At 55.2% G+C, this 17,141-nt stretch carries 14 protein-coding genes and 1 riboswitch; of the genes, 5 read left to right on the plus strand and 9 right to left on the minus strand.

What is annotated here, in order from left to right:
- Window positions 1-408 precede the first annotated feature (408 nt).
- Together murI and btuB are read right to left on the minus strand one after the other, a co-directional pair.
- The gene (murI, locus tag AC2FAK_RS19330) at window positions 409-1,260 is read right to left on the minus strand and encodes a glutamate racemase (RefSeq protein ID WP_032618543.1); all 852 of its coding nucleotides are present in this window, start codon (window positions 1,258-1,260) and stop codon (window positions 409-411) included.
- Window positions 1,205-3,058: a TonB-dependent vitamin B12 receptor BtuB gene (gene btuB / locus AC2FAK_RS19335; protein WP_020686926.1), complete on the minus strand. Its 1,854-nt coding sequence runs from the start codon at window positions 3,056-3,058 to the stop codon at window positions 1,205-1,207. Before btuB ends, murI begins: the two co-directional genes overlap by 56 nt.
- A gap of 66 nt (window positions 3,059-3,124) precedes the next feature.
- Window positions 3,125-3,299, minus strand: a riboswitch (cobalamin riboswitch).
- Window positions 3,300-3,403: 104 nt separating this feature from the next.
- Between btuB and trmA the strand changes: the two genes are divergently transcribed.
- Complete coding sequence (gene trmA / locus AC2FAK_RS19340) at window positions 3,404-4,504, plus strand: tRNA (uridine(54)-C5)-methyltransferase TrmA (protein ID WP_095455557.1); 1,101 nt, start codon at window positions 3,404-3,406, stop codon at window positions 4,502-4,504.
- A 79-nt stretch (window positions 4,505-4,583) separates the two neighbouring features.
- On the opposite strand, the gene AC2FAK_RS19345 is transcribed toward trmA, so the two are convergent.
- Together AC2FAK_RS19345 and fabR are read right to left on the minus strand one after the other, a co-directional pair.
- Window positions 4,584-4,943: a YijD family membrane protein gene (locus tag AC2FAK_RS19345; protein WP_008501783.1), complete on the minus strand. Its 360-nt coding sequence runs from the start codon at window positions 4,941-4,943 to the stop codon at window positions 4,584-4,586.
- Between the two features lie 9 nt (window positions 4,944-4,952).
- Complete coding sequence (gene fabR / locus AC2FAK_RS19350) at window positions 4,953-5,591, minus strand: HTH-type transcriptional repressor FabR (RefSeq protein WP_008501784.1); 639 nt, start codon at window positions 5,589-5,591, stop codon at window positions 4,953-4,955.
- A gap of 196 nt (window positions 5,592-5,787) precedes the next feature.
- Here fabR and sthA point away from each other — a divergent pair, with 196 nt between their 5' ends.
- On the plus strand, window positions 5,788-7,188 hold the full coding sequence (sthA, locus tag AC2FAK_RS19355) for a Si-specific NAD(P)(+) transhydrogenase (RefSeq protein ID WP_014833741.1): 1,401 nt from the start codon (window positions 5,788-5,790) through the stop codon (window positions 7,186-7,188).
- On the opposite strand, the gene oxyR is transcribed toward sthA, so the two are convergent.
- The 4 genes from oxyR to argC form a co-directional block, all read right to left on the minus strand.
- The gene (gene oxyR / locus AC2FAK_RS19360) at window positions 7,171-8,088 is read right to left on the minus strand and encodes a DNA-binding transcriptional regulator OxyR (protein WP_014833742.1); all 918 of its coding nucleotides are present in this window, start codon (window positions 8,086-8,088) and stop codon (window positions 7,171-7,173) included. The genes sthA and oxyR overlap by 18 nt on opposite strands.
- Before the next feature lie 327 nt (window positions 8,089-8,415).
- On the minus strand, window positions 8,416-9,789 hold the full coding sequence (gene argH / locus AC2FAK_RS19365; protein ID WP_095455558.1) for an argininosuccinate lyase: 1,374 nt from the start codon (window positions 9,787-9,789) through the stop codon (window positions 8,416-8,418).
- 77 nt (window positions 9,790-9,866) lie between these two features.
- A complete protein-coding gene (gene argB, locus AC2FAK_RS19370) occupies window positions 9,867-10,643 on the minus strand; it encodes an acetylglutamate kinase (RefSeq protein ID WP_020686923.1) in 777 nt (258 codons plus the stop codon).
- Between the two features lie 6 nt (window positions 10,644-10,649).
- A complete protein-coding gene (gene argC, locus AC2FAK_RS19375; RefSeq protein WP_095455559.1) occupies window positions 10,650-11,654 on the minus strand; it encodes an N-acetyl-gamma-glutamyl-phosphate reductase in 1,005 nt (334 codons plus the stop codon).
- Window positions 11,655-11,742: 88 nt separating this feature from the next.
- Here argC and argE point away from each other — a divergent pair, with 88 nt between their 5' ends.
- The 3 genes from argE (at window position 11,743) to AC2FAK_RS19390 (ending at window position 16,796) form a co-directional block, all read left to right on the plus strand.
- Window positions 11,743-12,894, plus strand: coding sequence for an acetylornithine deacetylase (gene argE, locus AC2FAK_RS19380; RefSeq protein ID WP_013099301.1), 1,152 nt, complete (start codon window positions 11,743-11,745; stop codon window positions 12,892-12,894).
- A gap of 307 nt (window positions 12,895-13,201) precedes the next feature.
- Window positions 13,202-15,853 carry a phosphoenolpyruvate carboxylase gene (gene ppc / locus AC2FAK_RS19385; protein WP_013099302.1) on the plus strand — a complete coding sequence of 884 codons (2,652 nt, stop codon included), beginning with the start codon at window positions 13,202-13,204 and terminating at the stop codon, window positions 15,851-15,853.
- 94 nt (window positions 15,854-15,947) lie between these two features.
- A complete protein-coding gene (locus AC2FAK_RS19390; RefSeq protein ID WP_095455560.1) occupies window positions 15,948-16,796 on the plus strand; it encodes an AraC family transcriptional regulator in 849 nt (282 codons plus the stop codon).
- Here the strand turns inward: AC2FAK_RS19390 and AC2FAK_RS19395 are convergent.
- The gene (locus AC2FAK_RS19395; RefSeq protein WP_029882885.1) at window positions 16,783-17,139 is read right to left on the minus strand and encodes a PTS fructose-like transporter subunit IIB; all 357 of its coding nucleotides are present in this window, start codon (window positions 17,137-17,139) and stop codon (window positions 16,783-16,785) included. The genes AC2FAK_RS19390 and AC2FAK_RS19395 overlap by 14 nt on opposite strands.
- Between the last annotated feature and the right edge of the window lie 2 nt (window positions 17,140-17,141).

The raw sequence follows: 17,141 nt of genomic DNA on the forward strand, positions 1-17,141 counted from the left end.
AGCCATGATCAAACTCTTCAATTTAAAAGTTTGATGCTCAATGAATTAAACTTCGTAATGAATTACGTGTTCACTCGTTGAGACTTGGTATTCATTTTTCGTCTTGCGACGTTAAGAATCCATGTCACTTTGAGTGCCCACACAGATTGTCTGATAAATTGTTAAAGAGCAGTGCAACGCGGCTTTCGCTCACCGTTGCGAGGTCCCGTATAATACGTTTTCCTCATTCAGAGTCAAGTGATTATTTTCACTTTTCTCTGTCGGCATTCATCTCTGAACCCCGCTAACCCGGCGGCTTGCAAGCCGTTGTTCCGTGTCAGTGGAGGCGCATTATAGGGAGTTCTCAGACGTTGACAACCCCTCTTTAAAAAAAAACGTTCAACCGTCTCTTTTTTGCTCAAAACCGTGCTACAGCGCGAGTTTTTCGAGCGTTTCAAACCCATAACGGCGCAAAACGGGTAAAAGTTGTTCAGTCTCGTTTGTTAGTGCCATACAAAAAGCGATATTCGCATCGGCAGATTTGGCATCCGGCGCTTCATGTTCCAGCAGCCAGGCAGTACGACGGGCAATAGCCGCACCGGAATCCACCAGACGCGTCCCCTCCGGCAGTACTTCTAACAATTCTTCCTGTAAGAGCGGGAAATGAGTGCAGCCCAGTACGACGGTATCCGGCGGTTCCGGCATACGCAGCCACGGGCGAAGAATACGACGCAGCTCCTCAAGTGGCACCGTCTTGCCATGCAGCTTCGCTTCAGCCATCTCCACCAGCTCTGCCGAACCGAGCATCGCGATCTGACATTCATTGGCAAAACGATCGATCAATTCACGCGTATAAGGACGCTTCACCGTGCCGCGCGTAGCCAGCAGACCCACAATACCATTCGCAGTCAGGCGCGCAGCAGGCTTTATTGCGGGAACCACGCCCACAACCGGGAACTGAAATTTTGCGCGCAAGGCTGGCAGCGATACCGTGCTTGCCGTATTACAGGCGATGACCGCCAGCGCCAGGGGATAACGCTGCTGTACCGCGGTGACGATTTCAACGACACGCTCAACAATAAAGTCCTCGCTCTTCTCCCCATAAGGGAAAGCGACGTTATCGAAGGCGTAAATATAATGGAGATCCGGCAGGAGATGCCGAATCTCATCATAGACCGAAAGCCCACCGACGCCGGAATCAAATACCAGCACGGTGGGACGCGGATTAGAAGGTGTAGCTGCCAGACAAGGTGTATTCCCGTCCTGCAGTTTGGTAGCCATAAACTGTCTCGTAATCTTTATCGAACAGGTTGGCTATTTTACCACGAACTGTAAGGTGAGAGGTGACAGGATATGAAACTGCGACATCCCACAGGCTTACCCCGCCCATTTTCACGCGTTCTGACGCATAAGTGTCTGGATCGATCGCGACATCATAGCGGGTGCCGAGGTAACGGTAAGCGAGGTTCCAGTCGAGATCCCATACCTGCCAGTCAAGCTGATACTTAACCTGCTGCTTAGAACGACGGGCCAGCACTTCATGAGTTTTGGCGTTACGCGGGTCAACATAATCATAGGAGATCTGGTGTCCAACCGGTCCAGTTTCGAACTGTGCCGTCGCTTCCACACCTTTAATACGCGCTTCGTCAACGTTGTAGTACCGATACGTATGCGGATCGCTGCTAATCAGGTTATCAATATCATTACGATAACCGGTGATACGCCAGTTGACCGGTCCCGTCAGGCCTTCAAAGCCCCCTTCCCACTGTTTACTCTCCTCCGGTTTAAGGTCCGGATTGCCGTAAGAAGCGCTGTGGATCTGGCTCATCGTCGGTGCTTTAAAAGCGGTGCCGTAGGAGGCAATCACACGATAGCCATCCACAAACTCCCACGCTGCGCTGGTTTGCCACGTGCCATGGTTGCCAAAGTTGGAGTTGTCGTCATTACGCGCCGCCGCTTCCAGCGTCACGCTGTTGAACTGCTGCATCGCAGACGCGAACACACCGGTATTACGTTGCTCGTAACCTTTTTCCAGGTAACCGGTCCCGGCCTGCGTCTTCTGCTTTTGCCAGTCCAGGCCTGCACCGATATTGCCATGGCCAACTTCTATAGTGTTGAGCCATTGGGTGGTGTACTGCTTCACGTCATCCATGGTTGCGGAATCAGCGTAGCGCCCTTTCTTCGGATCATAGTTCTGATCTTTACTGCGGCCGTAACCCGCCACCAGCTGTGACTGGAAAATCCCCTGGCTGTAACGCAAACCGGTATCCCAGTTCTGGCTGTAAAGCTGGCGAGTATCAGGTCGTCCATCCACCATAAAATTGGCGTCGTAATGATCGTAACCGTCATACGCAGTGCGGTTGTCATAACCAAAGCCACGGAAGAACCCGCTCACGCTGTCGGTAATTTGCTGTTCCACGGAGCCGTACAACGATTTACTCATAAAACCATCGCGGTCAGGCTGGCGCGGCGCATCCTGGGCAGCAATATCAAAGCCGCGGGTATAGGTGTAGTTACCCGCCATAGTGATTTTGGTTTTATTCAGCACCTGCTGGAAAGCGCCATCATAGGTCTGGTAGCCCTTAGAGCCGACGCCCGCTGAGATTTCCGCACCCGGCTTATCACGCCCGGTGATGATGTTAATCACGCCGCCAATCGCGTCGGAGCCATACAGCGCAGAACGCGGGCCACGGACGTATTCGATTCGCTGAATCAGCGAGGTTGGGATTTGGCTCAGATCGGGAACATTGCTAATCCCGGCGCTGTTCAACGGTACACCGTCAATCAGGACCAGAACATGACGGGATTCAGTGCCGCGAATAAAGGTAGAAGAGGTGGCACCCAGGCCACCGCTTTGCGCGATATCTACGCCCGGCAGACGTGACATAATCTCCACAACGCTCTTTGCCTGCCAGCGCTCAATATCTTCACGCGTCACCACGGACGTCGGTGCCAGAACTGTTTTTGCCGGTTGTTCAAAACGATTTGCTGTCACCACCAACGAGTCAGCGCTATCCTGCGCCCAGCCCGAAAATGCCGTAACGGACAACGCCGTTAACAGCGATACTTTTTTAATCATTGTTAAAGCATCCACAATATAAGAAGGATGCCGCAGGCCTCATCTATAGCACGCGATGATGAAACCAAATGCGACGTGATCCCGGCAGGTCTTCGGGCTGGGTGGCGTTTGTGGATGAAGACTTCCCATTTTCACAGTGTCTGCAACTCTCATCCCGCCAGTCTTTACCGCTGCGCGTCAGCTCCAGATTTACACTGGATTCCCTTTTCACTCTCAGGAGACCGGAAACAGAATGCTACAATTAGACACGTATAGATGTCCAGATAGCTATTAGCCATTAAATCTGGACATCCACTGCACAATCCCTACAATCCCCGCGTAATTCTTTATCACTCAGGACGCATCATGACCCCCGAACACCTCCCGACAGAACAGTACGACGCACAGCTGGCAGAGAAAGTTGTCCGCCTGCAAAGTATGATGACGCCTTTCAACGCGCCCGTTCCTGAGGTGTTTCGTTCACCGGTCAGCCACTACCGTATGCGTGCCGAGTTCCGCATCTGGCACGATGGCGACGACCTGTATCACATCATCTTCGATCAGCAGACTAAATCCCGTATCCGGGTCAACAGCTTCCCGGCGGCGAGTGAGCTGATTAACCAGCTCATGACTCTGATGATTGACGGTGTGCGCAACAACCCGGTGCTGCGCCATAAGCTGTTCCAGATTGACTACCTGACCACCCAAAGCAATCAGGCCATTGTCTCTCTGCTGTACCACAAGGCGCTTAACGACGAGTGGCGCGAGCAGGCAGAAGCGCTGCGCGATGCGCTGCGGGCGCAAAACATCAACGTTCACCTGATTGGCCGCGCGACAAAAACCAAAATCATGCTGGATCAGGATTACATCGATGAGCGCCTGTCGGTGGCAGGAAAAGAGATGGTTTACCGTCAGGTAGAGAACAGCTTCACCCAACCTAACGCGGCGTTGAACGTGCAAATGCTGGAGTGGGCGCTGAAAGCGACCGAAGGGTCAAAGGGCGATCTGCTTGAGCTGTACTGTGGGAATGGCAACTTCTCGCTGGCACTGGCGCGCAATTTCGAGCGCGTACTGGCAACGGAAATTGCCAAACCGTCCGTTGCGGCCGCGCAGTACAACATTGCCGCCAACCATATCGACAACGTGCAGATTATTCGTATGGCAGCAGAAGAATTTACACAGGCCATGAACGGCGTGCGCGAATTTAACCGTCTTGAGGGGATCGATCTGAAGAGCTATCAGTGCGAGACGATTTTTGTCGATCCGCCGCGCAGTGGCCTGGACAGCGAAACCGAGAAGATGGTGCAGGCATACCCGCGTATTTTGTACATTTCCTGTAACCCGGAAACGCTGTGCAAAAACCTGGAAACATTAAGCCAGACGCACAAGGTTGAACGTCTGGCGCTGTTCGATCAGTTCCCGTATACGCACCATATGGAGTGCGGTGTTTTACTTACCGCACGGTGATCTGTAGGCCGGATAAGCGTAGCGCCATCCGGCGTTTTTGGCAGGTGGCGCTTCGCTTACCTGCCCTACAAATAATTCCTTACTCCGGCAACTGGCTCTTACGGCTGCGCATGCGAGAGCCAATCCAGAACACCAGCGCCACAGACAGAACAGCAGGGAAGAAGTTAGAGCCGATATCCGGATACTCTGCGCGCACCACCGTGCTGTACAGCAACACACCCAGAATAAAGCAGGCAGCGGCCAGGCCCGGTAACCCCACCGGCATGGTGCGGTTCAAATAACGCTGGTGCAGGCAGTAAACCGTCAGCACCAGGGCGATAAGCGGGAAAATCGAGAAGGGTACGATGGAGCTAAAAATAGCGGCAAACGTACCATTAATGGATAAGCCAGCGATCAATGCCAGCAACAGCGTCCCTTTATCCTGACCTGACTGTTTCATTACTCACCTTCACTCTTCGGTTTGATGTGCCAGTTTCTCTTGTTCACGGCGATACCAGTAGTACGCACCTTTGGAGATCATCCTGAGCTGCAATACCAGTCGCTCTTCGAGTTGCTTACGTTGTTCAATGCTGACATCCAGCGCTTCGGCACCTGCACTGAAAACAATCGTCACCATTGCTTCAGCCTGTGCTTCGGTGAACGCACGCGGCATATGGTTTTCGAGTTCAAGATAGTCGGCAAGTTCCGCAATGAAATGCTGAATTTCACGCGCGACAGCGGCACGAAATGCCGCTGACGTCCCTGAACGCTCGCGCAGCAACAGGCGAAACGCGTTGGGGTTATTGCCGATAAATTCCATAAAGGTCGACACGGAGGTACGGATAACGCTACCGCCTTTCGCGATACGCTGCCGCGCCTGGCGCATCAACTGGCGCAGCATGAGCCCACTCTCGTCGACCATGGTCAGACCCAGTTCATCCACATCACGGAAATGGCGATAGAAGGACGTTGGCGCAATCCCGGCCTCGCGTGCGACTTCACGCAGGCTCAAACTGGCAAAACTCCGCTCAGCACTCAGTTGACTGAATGCAGCTTCCACCAGCGAACGCCGGGTTTTCTCTTTTTGTTGTGCTCTTACGCCCATCACGATAGTTGAATCCTTCCAAAGGTCTGATGGCACTATACCAGAGAATAAAATTAATCTGTTTACCTGGCTTTGTGAATGATTGTTTACGCGCGCTTTGTGCTCCACTGCCGGAAAAAAGCACAACGATAATTGGGTTACCCTGGCAATGATGTTATGATTCTGTTGCTTTTATGTATAAGAACAGGTAAGCCTTGCCATGCCACATTCCTACGATTACGACGCAATAGTTATTGGTTCCGGCCCCGGCGGCGAAGGCGCTGCTATGGGTCTGGTAAAACAGGGAGCCAGAGTAGCGGTCATTGAGCGCTACCATAATGTTGGCGGCGGTTGCACCCACTGGGGCACCATCCCTTCCAAAGCCCTCCGCCACGCCGTTAGCCGCATTATTGAATTTAACCAGAACCCTCTTTACAGCGACCACTCCCGACTTCTTCGTTCCTCTTTTGCCGATATCCTGAATCATGCAGATACCGTTATTAACCAGCAGACACGCATGCGTCAGGGTTTTTACGAGCGTAATCACTGCGAAATACTTCAGGGTAACGCGCATTTTGTGGATGAACATACGCTGGCGCTGGAGTGTCACGACGGTTCGGTTGAAACCCTCACCGCTGAAAAATTTGTTATCGCCTGTGGTTCCCGCCCGTATCATCCGGCAGACGTGGATTTCTCACACCCACGCATTTACGACAGCGATTCCATCCTCAGCCTGCACCATGAACCACGCCATGTGATTATCTATGGCGCGGGGGTGATCGGGTGTGAATATGCGTCTATCTTCCGCGGAATGGATGTCAAAGTTGATCTGATTAACACCCGCGACCGCCTGCTGGCTTTCCTGGATCAGGAGATGTCAGACTCGCTCTCCTACCACTTCTGGAACAGCGGTGTGGTGATTCGCCACAACGAAGAGTACGAGAAGATCGAAGGCTGCGACGACGGCGTGATCATGCATCTGAAGTCTGGCAAAAAGCTGAAAGCCGACTGCCTGCTGTATGCCAACGGCCGTACCGGTAACACCGATTCACTGGCGCTGGAAAACATCGGTCTGGAGACGGACAGCCGTGGTCAGTTAAAGGTTAACAGCATGTACCAGACTGCCCTGCCGCACGTTTACGCGGTCGGTGACGTGATTGGTTATCCGAGCCTCGCTTCCGCGGCCTATGACCAGGGGCGCATTGCGGCGCAGGCGCTGGTAAAAGGCGAAGCGACGGCGCATCTGATCGAAGACATTCCAACGGGGATTTACACCATTCCGGAAATCAGCTCCGTGGGGAAAACCGAGCAGCAGCTGACCTCCATGAAGGTGCCTTACGAGGTGGGTCGCGCCCAGTTTAAACATCTGGCACGGGCACAAATTGTTGGCATGAGCGTGGGAACGCTGAAGATCCTGTTCCATCGCGAGACGAAAGAGATCCTCGGTATTCACTGCTTTGGTGAACGCGCGGCGGAAATCATTCATATCGGCCAGGCGATAATGGAGCAAAAAGGTGGCGGTAACACCATTGAGTACTTCGTTAACACCACCTTTAACTACCCGACCATGGCGGAAGCCTATCGGGTTGCCGCGCTGAACGGTTTAAACCGCCTGTTTTAACGCGTTGTCAAAATGGCCATCCATCGCACCACGGATGGCCTCTGCCAGCTGCTCATAGCGGCTGCGCAGCGGTGACCCCGGACGATAAACCAGACCTATAGTACGACGTGGCTCTGGTTTAATGCACGGCAGGTAAACCACACCATCACGTTTACGCTCGCGCGGCACGGCCAGCGCAGGCAGCAACGTAATACCACTTCCCGCCGCCACCATATTACGCAGCGTTTCCAGGCTGGTTGCGCGGAAATGGGTATCTTCATCCGCTCCCGCTTCAAAACAGAAGCCCATCGCCTGATCGCGCAGGCAGTGGCCATCTTCCAGCATCAGCAGCTTTTCACCGGCCAGATCGGCCATCGGAACACGATCGCGGTTCGCCCACGGGTGATCTTCGTAGATCGCCAGCATCATCGGCTCGTCAAACAGCGGCACTTCGATAAAGGCTTCGCTCTCTTTTACCAGCGCCAGAATGGCGCAGTCGAGTTTGCCGCTATCTAACTGTGCCAGCAGCTGATGGGTTTGCGCTTCATGCAGATACATTTCGAGTTTCGGGAACGTCTGGTGCAGCATCGGAATGATGTGCGGCAGAAGGTACGGACCAACGGTTGGGATCAGGCCAATATGCAGCGGGCCGGACATGGTCTCCCCTTGCTGACTTGCCATTTCCTTGAGCACTTTGACCTCGCGCAGCACGGTGCGCGCCTGATCCACCAGCAGCAAACCCGCCTGAGTGAACAGCACTTTACGACTGGTGCGCTCCAGCAGCATCACGCCCAGCTCATCTTCCAGCTTGCGGATCTGACCGCTCAGCGTAGGCTGGCTGACGTGGCAGGAATCTGCCGCACGGCGAAAGTGGCGATGCTCGGCTAACGCTACCAGGTATTCAAGATCACGAATATTCATTATTCATCCTCCGTCGCCACGATAGTTCATGGCGATAGATAGCATAGCAACGAACGATTATCCCTATCAAGCATTCTGTTGAATAATACACCACATAGACGAGGCGGCACGTGTTTGACCCTTGACGTCCCCGCACCGTCAGCGAGTTTCTCTCAAAACTCGAACAACTAAAGCCAACGTGAACTTTTGCGGACCCCGTGGTCCGCATTTTTTTTGCGTAAAAAAGCCCGGGGGTAAAAGCAAAATGGCAACCGAAGTTGCCATTTTTAGTGTTTGCTCCCTCTCCCTGTGGGAGAGGGCCGGGGTGAGGGCACCAGCCCGCACAAATCAAACCAACCGGTTTTTCGCGTCCGCAATCGCCTGCGCCACCTGCTTCGGCGAGACTCCACCTTTCGCCGCACGCTTATCCAGACATGACTGCAACGAAAGAATCGGATACACATCCTCCCCGATCACCGCACTGAATTTCTGCAGATCGGCAAGCGCCAGATCTTCCAGCGGTTTCCCCTGACGAATCGCTTCCACGACCGCTTCGCCCACAATATGGTGTGCTTCACGGAACGGTACCCCTTTCGCCACCAGGTAATCCGCCAGTTCGGTCGCGTTTGCATAACCCTGCTGCGCCGCTTCCTGGCAACGCGGACGCTTCACCTGAATGCCGTCCAGCACCAGCGCGCCCATATGCAGGCAGTCCAGCCAGGTGTCGAGCGCGTCGAACAGCCCTTCTTTGTCTTCCTGCATATCTTTGTTGTACGCCAGCGGCAGCCCTTTCAGGGTCATCATCATGCCGGTCAGCGCGCCCTGCACGCGGCCACACTTACCGCGGATCAGCTCCAGCGCATCCGGGTTTTTCTTCTGCGGCATCAGGGAAGAGCCGGATGTCACACGGTCAGACAGCTCAACAAACCCAGCTTCGCCAGAGTTAAAGAAGATCAGGTCTTCGGCAAAACGAGACAGGTGGACCATGCCGATAGAGGCATTCGACAGCAGTTCCAGCACGTGGTCACGGTCAGAGACGCTGTCCAGGCTGTTACGGGTGGCAGAGGCGAAGCCCAGCCAGCCTGCCAGCTGCTCGCGGTCAATTTCATATGCCGTACCCGCCAGCGCACCGCTGCCCAGCGGGCTGACGTCCAGGCGCTTCAGGGTATCCTGCAGGCGGCTTTCGTCACGCGCCAGCATCTCGACATAGGCCAGACACCAGTGCGCAAAGGTCACCGGCTGCGCACGCTGCAAATGGGTATAACCCGGCATCACCGCGTCCTGGTTGTTCTGTGCCGTTTCCACCAGCGCGCTCTGCAGCTGACGGTTAGCCGCCAGCAGCTCCGCGACGGTATCTTTACACCACAGTTTCAGATCGGTCGCGACCTGGTCGTTACGGCTACGGCCGGTGTGCAGCTTTTTACCCAGCTGGCCAACTTTGTCGATCAGTTTGCCTTCTACCCAGCTGTGAATATCTTCGGCATCGCTTTGCAGGATTTGCTGCGGATCCAGACGCACTTCTTCCAGCAGATTATTGAGCGCCTCTTCCAGTTGCAGCTGTTCCTCTGCGGTCAGCACGCCTACCGTCACCAGCGCTTTGGACCAGGCCACAGAGCCGACGATATCCTGTTCGGCCAGGCGATAGTCGAAGCGCAAAGAGTCGTTGAACTGTTTGAACCGTTGATCCGCTGCCTGTGTAAAACGCCCACCCCAAAGTGCCATAACATGCTTCCTTAATATCTTTGAATTTCATTGCCCGGTGGCGCTGCGCTTACCGGGCCTACAAAACATTAAATCGATTACGCAAGAATACGCGTGCCAATCGGCGTGCCGTTAAACAGCGCCGGAAGCTGCTCCGCGTGACGCCAGGAGGCGATATCCACCGGTCGACCGAGCGTACGGGCGGCATCCAGCGCGGCATTCACTTTGACGATCATCCCGTCGGTAATAATGCCCTGGGCGATCAGCTGTTCGGCTTTTGCCGCGGTCATTTCCGCAATGCGCTGGCCTTTGCCGTCCAGAATACCGCTCACATCGGAGAGCAGGATCAGGTCCGCGCCCAGCGTTGCCGCCAGTGCCGTCGCCGCCTGGTCCGCATTCACGTTCATCAGCTCACCCTCTTCGGTCACCCCGATAGAGCTCACCACCGGCAGGAAACCGCCTTCCAGCAGCGTGTTAATCAGCTTAGGCGAACCTGGCTGCGCCAGTCCAACGTGGCCGAGTTCTTCATCGAGCTGGGTCACTTTTACGCTGTCACCGTCGCCCAGATAGAGGCCAACGGAGGCAATGTGGTGTTTCTTCGCCCAGGACAACAGAGTCTTATTCGCCGTACCTGCCAGCGCACCGGTGATGATGTCAATCTGGTCGGCAGGCGTCACGCGCAGGCCGTTTTTCTTTTTCACCGGCAGGTTGAGCCCTTTCATCAGCTCATCCACTACGCAGCCGCCGCCGTGCACAATCACCAGCGGACGCTGGTGTGATTCGCGATAGTTAACCAGCGCGGTAAACAGACGCTCCAGCGCTTCTTCGCTGTCCAGCAGTACACCACCGAGTTTGATAATTAATGGGTTCATCATCACACCTTAAATAAGAGCCTGCGTTTCCGGGAAACCGAAACGAATATTTGCACACTGCATTGCCTGAGCGGCAGCGCCTTTGAGTAAGTTATCTTCTGCTGCCACCACGATCAGATGCTCGCCCTGCACGGCATAGCCGATGTCGCAGAACGGCAGGCCAACCACGTTTTTCAGCGCGGGCACGCCTTTGTCGTAGAGACGCACCAGCGGTTTATCCGCATACGCCTGAGTAAAGGCCTCGCTCACCTGGTCTTTGGTCACGCCCGGTTTCAGGCGGCAGGTAATGGTTTCGAGGATCCCACGCGGGAAGCTGCCCAGGTGCGGTGTAAAGATGACATTGGCCCCCAGATGGGTAGTGATTTCCGGATGATGGCGGTGATTAAACACGCCATACGGCTGCAGGCTGACTTCACAGAAGCTGTTAGAAATAGCAGCCTTGCGTCCGGCACCGCTGACACCACTGGTGGCGTTGATCACCGGCCACTGGTTCAGATCCAGCAGGCCTGCGTCGATCAGCGGCTTCAGAGAAAGCTGTGCGGCCGTCGGGTAGCAGCCCGGCACGGCAATCAGATCCGCTTCTTTCAGCTTGTCTGCGCTCCACTCCGCCAGCCCATACACGGCTTTTGCAAGCAGGTCCGGGTGCTGATGGGTAAAGCCATAATATTTTTCGTAGAACGCGCCGTCGTTAACACGGAACGCGCCGGAGAGGTCGAACACCACGCAACCGGCCGCCAGGAATTGCGGCGCCAGGTCGTGACTGACCTCGTGCGCGGTGGCCAAAAACACCACGTCGACGCCGTCAGTGAACTCGCTGATGTCAGACATCGGCTGCAGCGGCAGATCGACAATGCCCCTAAGCTGCGGATGCAAATCGGAAATTAACTTTCCTGCATCATTGCTTTGCGCTGACACGGTCAAAGCGGTTATGGTCATATGTGGATGGCGATTCACGTAGCTTACAAGCTCTGCGCCCGCATAACCGCTAGCGCCTACAATCAGCGTATTCAACATCGGGTTCCTTTATGCTCAACGTTAATGTATTTTTATTCACATTTATTGCATGAATATTGATACTATCACGACCTAAGGTGTGTCAACAATGAAAATGAACTTACCGCCATTTATCGAGATTTACCGCGCCCTGATTGCCACACCCTCCATCAGCGCGACCGAAGAAGCGCTGGATCAGAGCAATGAGTCTTTAATCAATCTGCTGGCGGGTTGGTTTAGCGATCTTGGCTTTAACGTTGAGGTTCAGCCCGTACCTGGAACACGCCATAAATTTAACCTGCTCGCCAGCACCGGACACGGCGCAGGCGGACTGCTGCTGGCCGGTCATACCGACACGGTGCCGTTTGACGATGGCCGCTGGACCCGCGACCCGTTTACCCTGACCGAGCATGACAACAAGCTTTACGGCCTTGGCACCGCCGACATGAAAGGCTTCTTCGCCTTTATCCTTGACGCGCTGCGTGACGTGGACGTGACAAAACTGAAAAAGCCGCTCTACATTCTGGCGACCGCCGATGAAGAGACCAGCATGGCGGGGGCGCGTTACTTCTCAGAAAACACATCGATTCGCCCGGATTGCGCCATCATCGGTGAGCCTACGTCATTACAACCGATCCGTGCGCATAAAGGCCATATCTCCACGGCAGTGCGCGTGATGGGCCAGTCTGGCCACTCCAGCGATCCGGCGCGTGGCGTGAACGCCATTGAACTGATGCACGACGCCATCGGCCGCATCATGACTCTACGCGACGAACTGAAAGAGCGGTATCACTACGATGCCTTCACCGTGCCGTATCCAACGCTGAACCTCGGTAGCCTGCACGGTGGCGATGCCTCTAACCGTATCTGCGCCTGCTGTGAGCTGCACATGGATATCCGTCCGCTGCCGGGCATGACGCTAAGCGATCTCGACGGCTTGCTGACCGAAGCGCTGGCCCCGGTGAGTGAACGCTGGCCTGGCCGCCTGACGGTGTCTGAACTGCATCCACCGATCCCGGGTTATGAATGTCCACCGGATCATCAGCTGGTTGAAGTGGTGGAAAAACTGCTCGGCGAGAAAACCGACGTGGTGAACTACTGCACCGAAGCGCCGTTTATTCAGACGCTGTGCCCGACGCTGGTACTTGGCCCAGGCTCCATCAACCAGGCGCACCAGCCGGATGAATACCTGGAAACCCGCTTCATCAAGCCCACCCGCGAACTGATTACCCAGGTCGTGCATCACTTCTGCTGGCATTAAAAAATGCCCCTCACCCTAACCCTCTCTCCAGAGGGGAGAGGGAATTTGAACACCCTCTCCCCTTTGGGGAGAGGGCAGGGTGAGGGCAACAAATCCCGCGATCTCCGTCACATTCCCATAAGCATCTCTTATCTGACGCAATGCGAATTAAATTTCGTAAATTGCCCGCATTTATTCGTTTGCTGAACCGTTTTCGCAGCAATTGACGACAGGGGTTTTACGTGGCTTTATAAAGGGAGATGACAAAATAATGTCCAGAAGATTTTCGCATGGGCATAAACAAAAATGATGGGGTGACTGGGTTTTTATGAACGAACAATATTCCGCGTTGCGTAGTAATGTCAGTATGCTCGGCAAAGTGCTTGGAGATACCATCAAAGATGCGTTGGGGGAAAACATCCTCGACCGCGTTGAAACCATCCGCAAGCTGTCTAAATCTTCCCGTGCCGGTAACGAAGCGAGTCGTCAGGAGCTGCTCACCACCTTGCAGAACCTCTCTAACGATGAGCTGCTGCCCGTTGCACGCGCATTCAGCCAGTTCCTGAACCTGGCAAACACGGCTGAGCAATACCATAGCATTTCGCCAAACGGCGAAGCTGCCAGCAACCCGGAAGTCATTGCCCGTACGCTTCGTAAACTCAAAGACCAGCCAAACCTCAACGAAGCCACCATTAAAAAAGCGGTGGAGTCCCTTTCGCTGGAGCTGGTGCTGACCGCCCACCCAACCGAAATCACCCGTCGCACCCTGATCCACAAAATGGTCGAAGTGAACAACTGTCTGAAACAGTTGGATAACAAAGATATTGCCGACTACGAACGTAACCAGCTGATGCGTCGTCTGCGCCAGCTGATTGCGCAGTCCTGGCACACCGATGAAATTCGTAAGCATCGCCCAAGCCCGGTAGACGAGGCCAAATGGGGCTTTGCGGTGGTGGAAAACAGCCTGTGGGAAGGGGTTCCGAACTACCTGCGTGAGCTGAACGAACAGCTGGAAGCAAACCTGGGCTATCGCCTGCCAGTAGATTTTGTCCCGGTACGCTTTACCTCCTGGATGGGCGGTGACCGCGACGGTAACCCGAACGTGACGGCAGAAATCACCCGCCACGTGCTGCTGCTGAGCCGCTGGAAAGCCACCGATCTGTTCCTGAAAGACATTCAGGTGCTGATCTCCGAGCTGTCGATGGTGGAAGCAACGCCAGAACTGCGCGCGCTGGCCGGTGAAGAAGGTGCCAGCGAGCCGTATCGTTTCCTGATGAAAAAACTGCGCAGCCAGCTGATGGCGACCCAGGCCTGGCTGGAAGCACGCCTGAAAGGCCAGCGCCTGCCGAAGCCGGAAGGTCTGCTGAGCCAGAACGAACAGCTCTGGGAACCGCTATACGCTTGCTATAAATCACTACAGGCCTGCGGGATGGGCATCATCGCCAATGGCGAACTACTCGACACCCTGCGCCGCGTGAAGTGTTTTGGCGTGCCGCTGGTGCGTATCGACGTGCGTCAGGAGAGCACCCGCCATACCGAAGCGCTGGGCGAACTGACCCGTTATCTTGGCATTGGCGACTACGAAAGCTGGTCTGAAGCCGACAAACAGGCCTTCCTGATCCGCGAGCTGAACTCCAAGCGTCCTCTGCTGCCACGCAACTGGGAGCCAAGCAACGAAACCCGCGAAGTTCTCAACACCTGTAAAGCGATCGTGGATGCGCCAAAAGGATCGGTCGCCGCCTATGTGATCTCGATGGCGAAAACCCCGTCCGACGTGCTGGCCGTTCACCTGCTGCTGAAAGAAGCCGGTATCGACTATGCCCTGCCGGTCGCCCCGCTATTTGAAACCCTCGACGACCTGAACAACGCCAATGATGTAATGACCCAGCTGCTGAACATCGACTGGTATCGCGGCTTTATTCAGGGCAAACAGATGGTGATGATCGGCTATTCCGACTCCGCAAAAGATGCGGGCGTGATGGCGGCATCCTGGGCGCAGTATCAGGCGCAGGACGCGCTGATCAAAACCTGCGAGAAAGCCGGTATTGAGCTGACGCTGTTCCACGGTCGCGGTGGCTCCATTGGCCGTGGCGGTGCGCCTGCGCACGCGGCGCTGCTCTCTCAGCCGCCGGGAAGCCTGAAAGGCGGGCTGCGCGTGACCGAACAGGGCGAGATGATCCGCTTCAAATACGGCCTGCCGGAAGTGACCATCAGCAGCCTGTCGCTCTATACCAGTGCGATTCTCGAAGCAAACCTGCTGCCACCGCCGGAGCCGAAAGAATCCTGGTGCCGCATTATGGATGAGCTGTCTGACATCTCATGCGACCTGTACCGCGGTTACGTGCGTGAAAACAAAGACTTCGTACCTTACTTCCGCTCTGCTACGCCAGAGCAGGAGCTGGGTAAACTGCCGCTGGGTTCACGTCCGGCTAAGCGTCGTCCGACCGGCGGCGTGGAGTCTCTGCGTGCAATCCCGTGGATCTTCGCCTGGACGCAGAACCGTCTGATGCTGCCAGCCTGGCTGGGTGCCGGTGCGGCGCTGCAGAAGGTGGTGGAAGATGGCAAACAGAACGAACTGGAAACCATGTGCCGCGACTGGCCATTCTTCTCTACCCGTCTGGGTATGCTGGAGATGGTCTTCTCGAAAGCTGACCTGTGGCTGGCGGAATACTACGATCAGCGTCTGGTGAAACCAGAGCTGTGGGCGCTGGGTAAAGAGCTGCGCGAACTGCTGGAAGGCGACATCAAAGTGGTGCTGGATATCGCCAACGACTCCCATCTGATGGCCGATCTGCCGTGGATTGCCGAGTCTATCCAGCTGCGTAACATCTATACCGACCCACTGAACGTCCTGCAGGCGGAGCTGCTGCACCGTTCGCGTCTGGCGGAAGAGGAAGGTAAAGATCCGGATCCACGCGTTGAACAAGCGCTGATGGTGACAATTGCGGGCGTTGCAGCGGGTATGCGTAACACCGGCTAATGCTCACTGCCCGGCGGCGCTTCGCTTGCCGGGCCTACGACAGGTAGGCCGGGTAAGCGTCAGCGCCACCCGGCAATACCTCGGTATTTACACCATGCAGCATGATATTACTCACATCCTGACTGACCTGATTAGCGGTACGATGCCGCTACGTCAGGTTCATTTCGCCAACCCCGCCCTCTGCGCACCCGAACTCGCCCTGCAGGTTGATTTCCCCCGTCTGGAGATCGTGCTCGAAGGCTCGGTGAAAGACCAGGCGGCTTGCGTATTACAGCAGGGTGATGTTTTATACGTCCCGGCGGGAGGCTGGAACGATCCGCAATGGCAAACGCCCGCGACAACGCTGAGCATCCTGTTTGGTAAACAGCAGCTTGGATTTAGTCTTTTACACTGGAACGGCGTGGATGCTCGTAATCTTGCAAAACAGCACGTCGCCCGTCGGGGGCCACGCATCGGATCCTTCCTGTTACAGACGCTTCATGAAATGCAGATGCAGCCGCACGAGCAGCAAACAGCGCGACTGATTGTTGCCAGCCTGCTTAGCCACTGCGTCGATTTGTTGGGTAGCCAGATCCAGACCGCCTCCCGCAGTCAGGCGCTGTTTGAAGCTATTCGCGTTTATATCGATGAACATTATGCGACCCCGCTTACCCGGGAATCCGTAGCGCAGGCGTTTTACATCTCTCCGAACTATTTATCGCATCTTTTTCAGAAAACCGGCGCGGTAGGTTTTAATGAGTACCTGACCCACACGCGGCTGGAGCACGCGCGTCAGTTGCTGAAAGGGTATGACTTAAAGATAAAAGAAGTGGCGCATGCCTGCGGGTTTGTCGACAGTAACTATTTCTGCCGTTTATTCCGTAAAAACACGGAGCGCTCGCCGTCGGAATACCGTCGTCAGTATCACAGCCAGCTAATCGGAAAAGCGGCTAATCCAGAATGACCTGCGTATGCTGCGGTGCGGATACCATTTTTCGTACCGCTGCCATGACCTTTTGCGGGTCCCGCAGGAAAGCATTAATGCCGCATTTCACATAGCGGGCGGATTCGAAGCGTTCGTTGCCCGCCAGCTCAATATCCGTGATAAGTAATACGACATCGGCGCGGCGGATATCATCCTCCGTCAGCTCACTTTCAATGCCTAACGCCCCTTGCGTCTCAATGCGCACTGACCATTTCTCCTGCTGGCAAATCCGCTCCAGCCGTTCTGCGGCCATGTACGTATGCGCCACGCCGCTCACGCACGCGGTTACCGCCACCAGATGACGCCCTGCTATTACTGTCATTT

The sequence above is a fragment of the Enterobacter cloacae complex sp. 394F7 genome, from assembly GCF_057320385.1.

What these genes read in the sequence shown, in the direction of transcription:
- argC (WP_095455559.1), bottom strand. Translation starts at nt 11,654, where the DNA reads ATGTTGAATACGCTGATTGTAGGCGCTAGCGGTTATGCGGGCGCAGAG.
- argE (WP_013099301.1), top strand. Translation starts at nt 11,743, where the DNA reads ATGAAAATGAACTTACCGCCATTTATCGAGATTTACCGCGCCCTGATT.
- murI (WP_032618543.1), bottom strand. Translation starts at nt 1,260, where the DNA reads ATGGCTACCAAACTGCAGGACGGGAATACACCTTGTCTGGCAGCTACA.
- AC2FAK_RS19395 (WP_029882885.1), bottom strand. Translation starts at nt 17,139, where the DNA reads ATGACAGTAATAGCAGGGCGTCATCTGGTGGCGGTAACCGCGTGCGTG.
- btuB (WP_020686926.1), bottom strand. Translation starts at nt 3,058, where the DNA reads ATGATTAAAAAAGTATCGCTGTTAACGGCGTTGTCCGTTACGGCATTT.
- argH (WP_095455558.1), bottom strand. Translation starts at nt 9,789, where the DNA reads ATGGCACTTTGGGGTGGGCGTTTTACACAGGCAGCGGATCAACGGTTC.
- trmA (WP_095455557.1), top strand. Translation starts at nt 3,404, where the DNA reads ATGACCCCCGAACACCTCCCGACAGAACAGTACGACGCACAGCTGGCA.
- AC2FAK_RS19390 (WP_095455560.1), top strand. Translation starts at nt 15,948, where the DNA reads ATGCAGCATGATATTACTCACATCCTGACTGACCTGATTAGCGGTACG.
- sthA (WP_014833741.1), top strand. Translation starts at nt 5,788, where the DNA reads ATGCCACATTCCTACGATTACGACGCAATAGTTATTGGTTCCGGCCCC.
- AC2FAK_RS19345 (WP_008501783.1), bottom strand. Translation starts at nt 4,943, where the DNA reads ATGAAACAGTCAGGTCAGGATAAAGGGACGCTGTTGCTGGCATTGATC.
- argB (WP_020686923.1), bottom strand. Translation starts at nt 10,643, where the DNA reads ATGATGAACCCATTAATTATCAAACTCGGTGGTGTACTGCTGGACAGC.
- ppc (WP_013099302.1), top strand. Translation starts at nt 13,202, where the DNA reads ATGAACGAACAATATTCCGCGTTGCGTAGTAATGTCAGTATGCTCGGC.
- oxyR (WP_014833742.1), bottom strand. Translation starts at nt 8,088, where the DNA reads ATGAATATTCGTGATCTTGAATACCTGGTAGCGTTAGCCGAGCATCGC.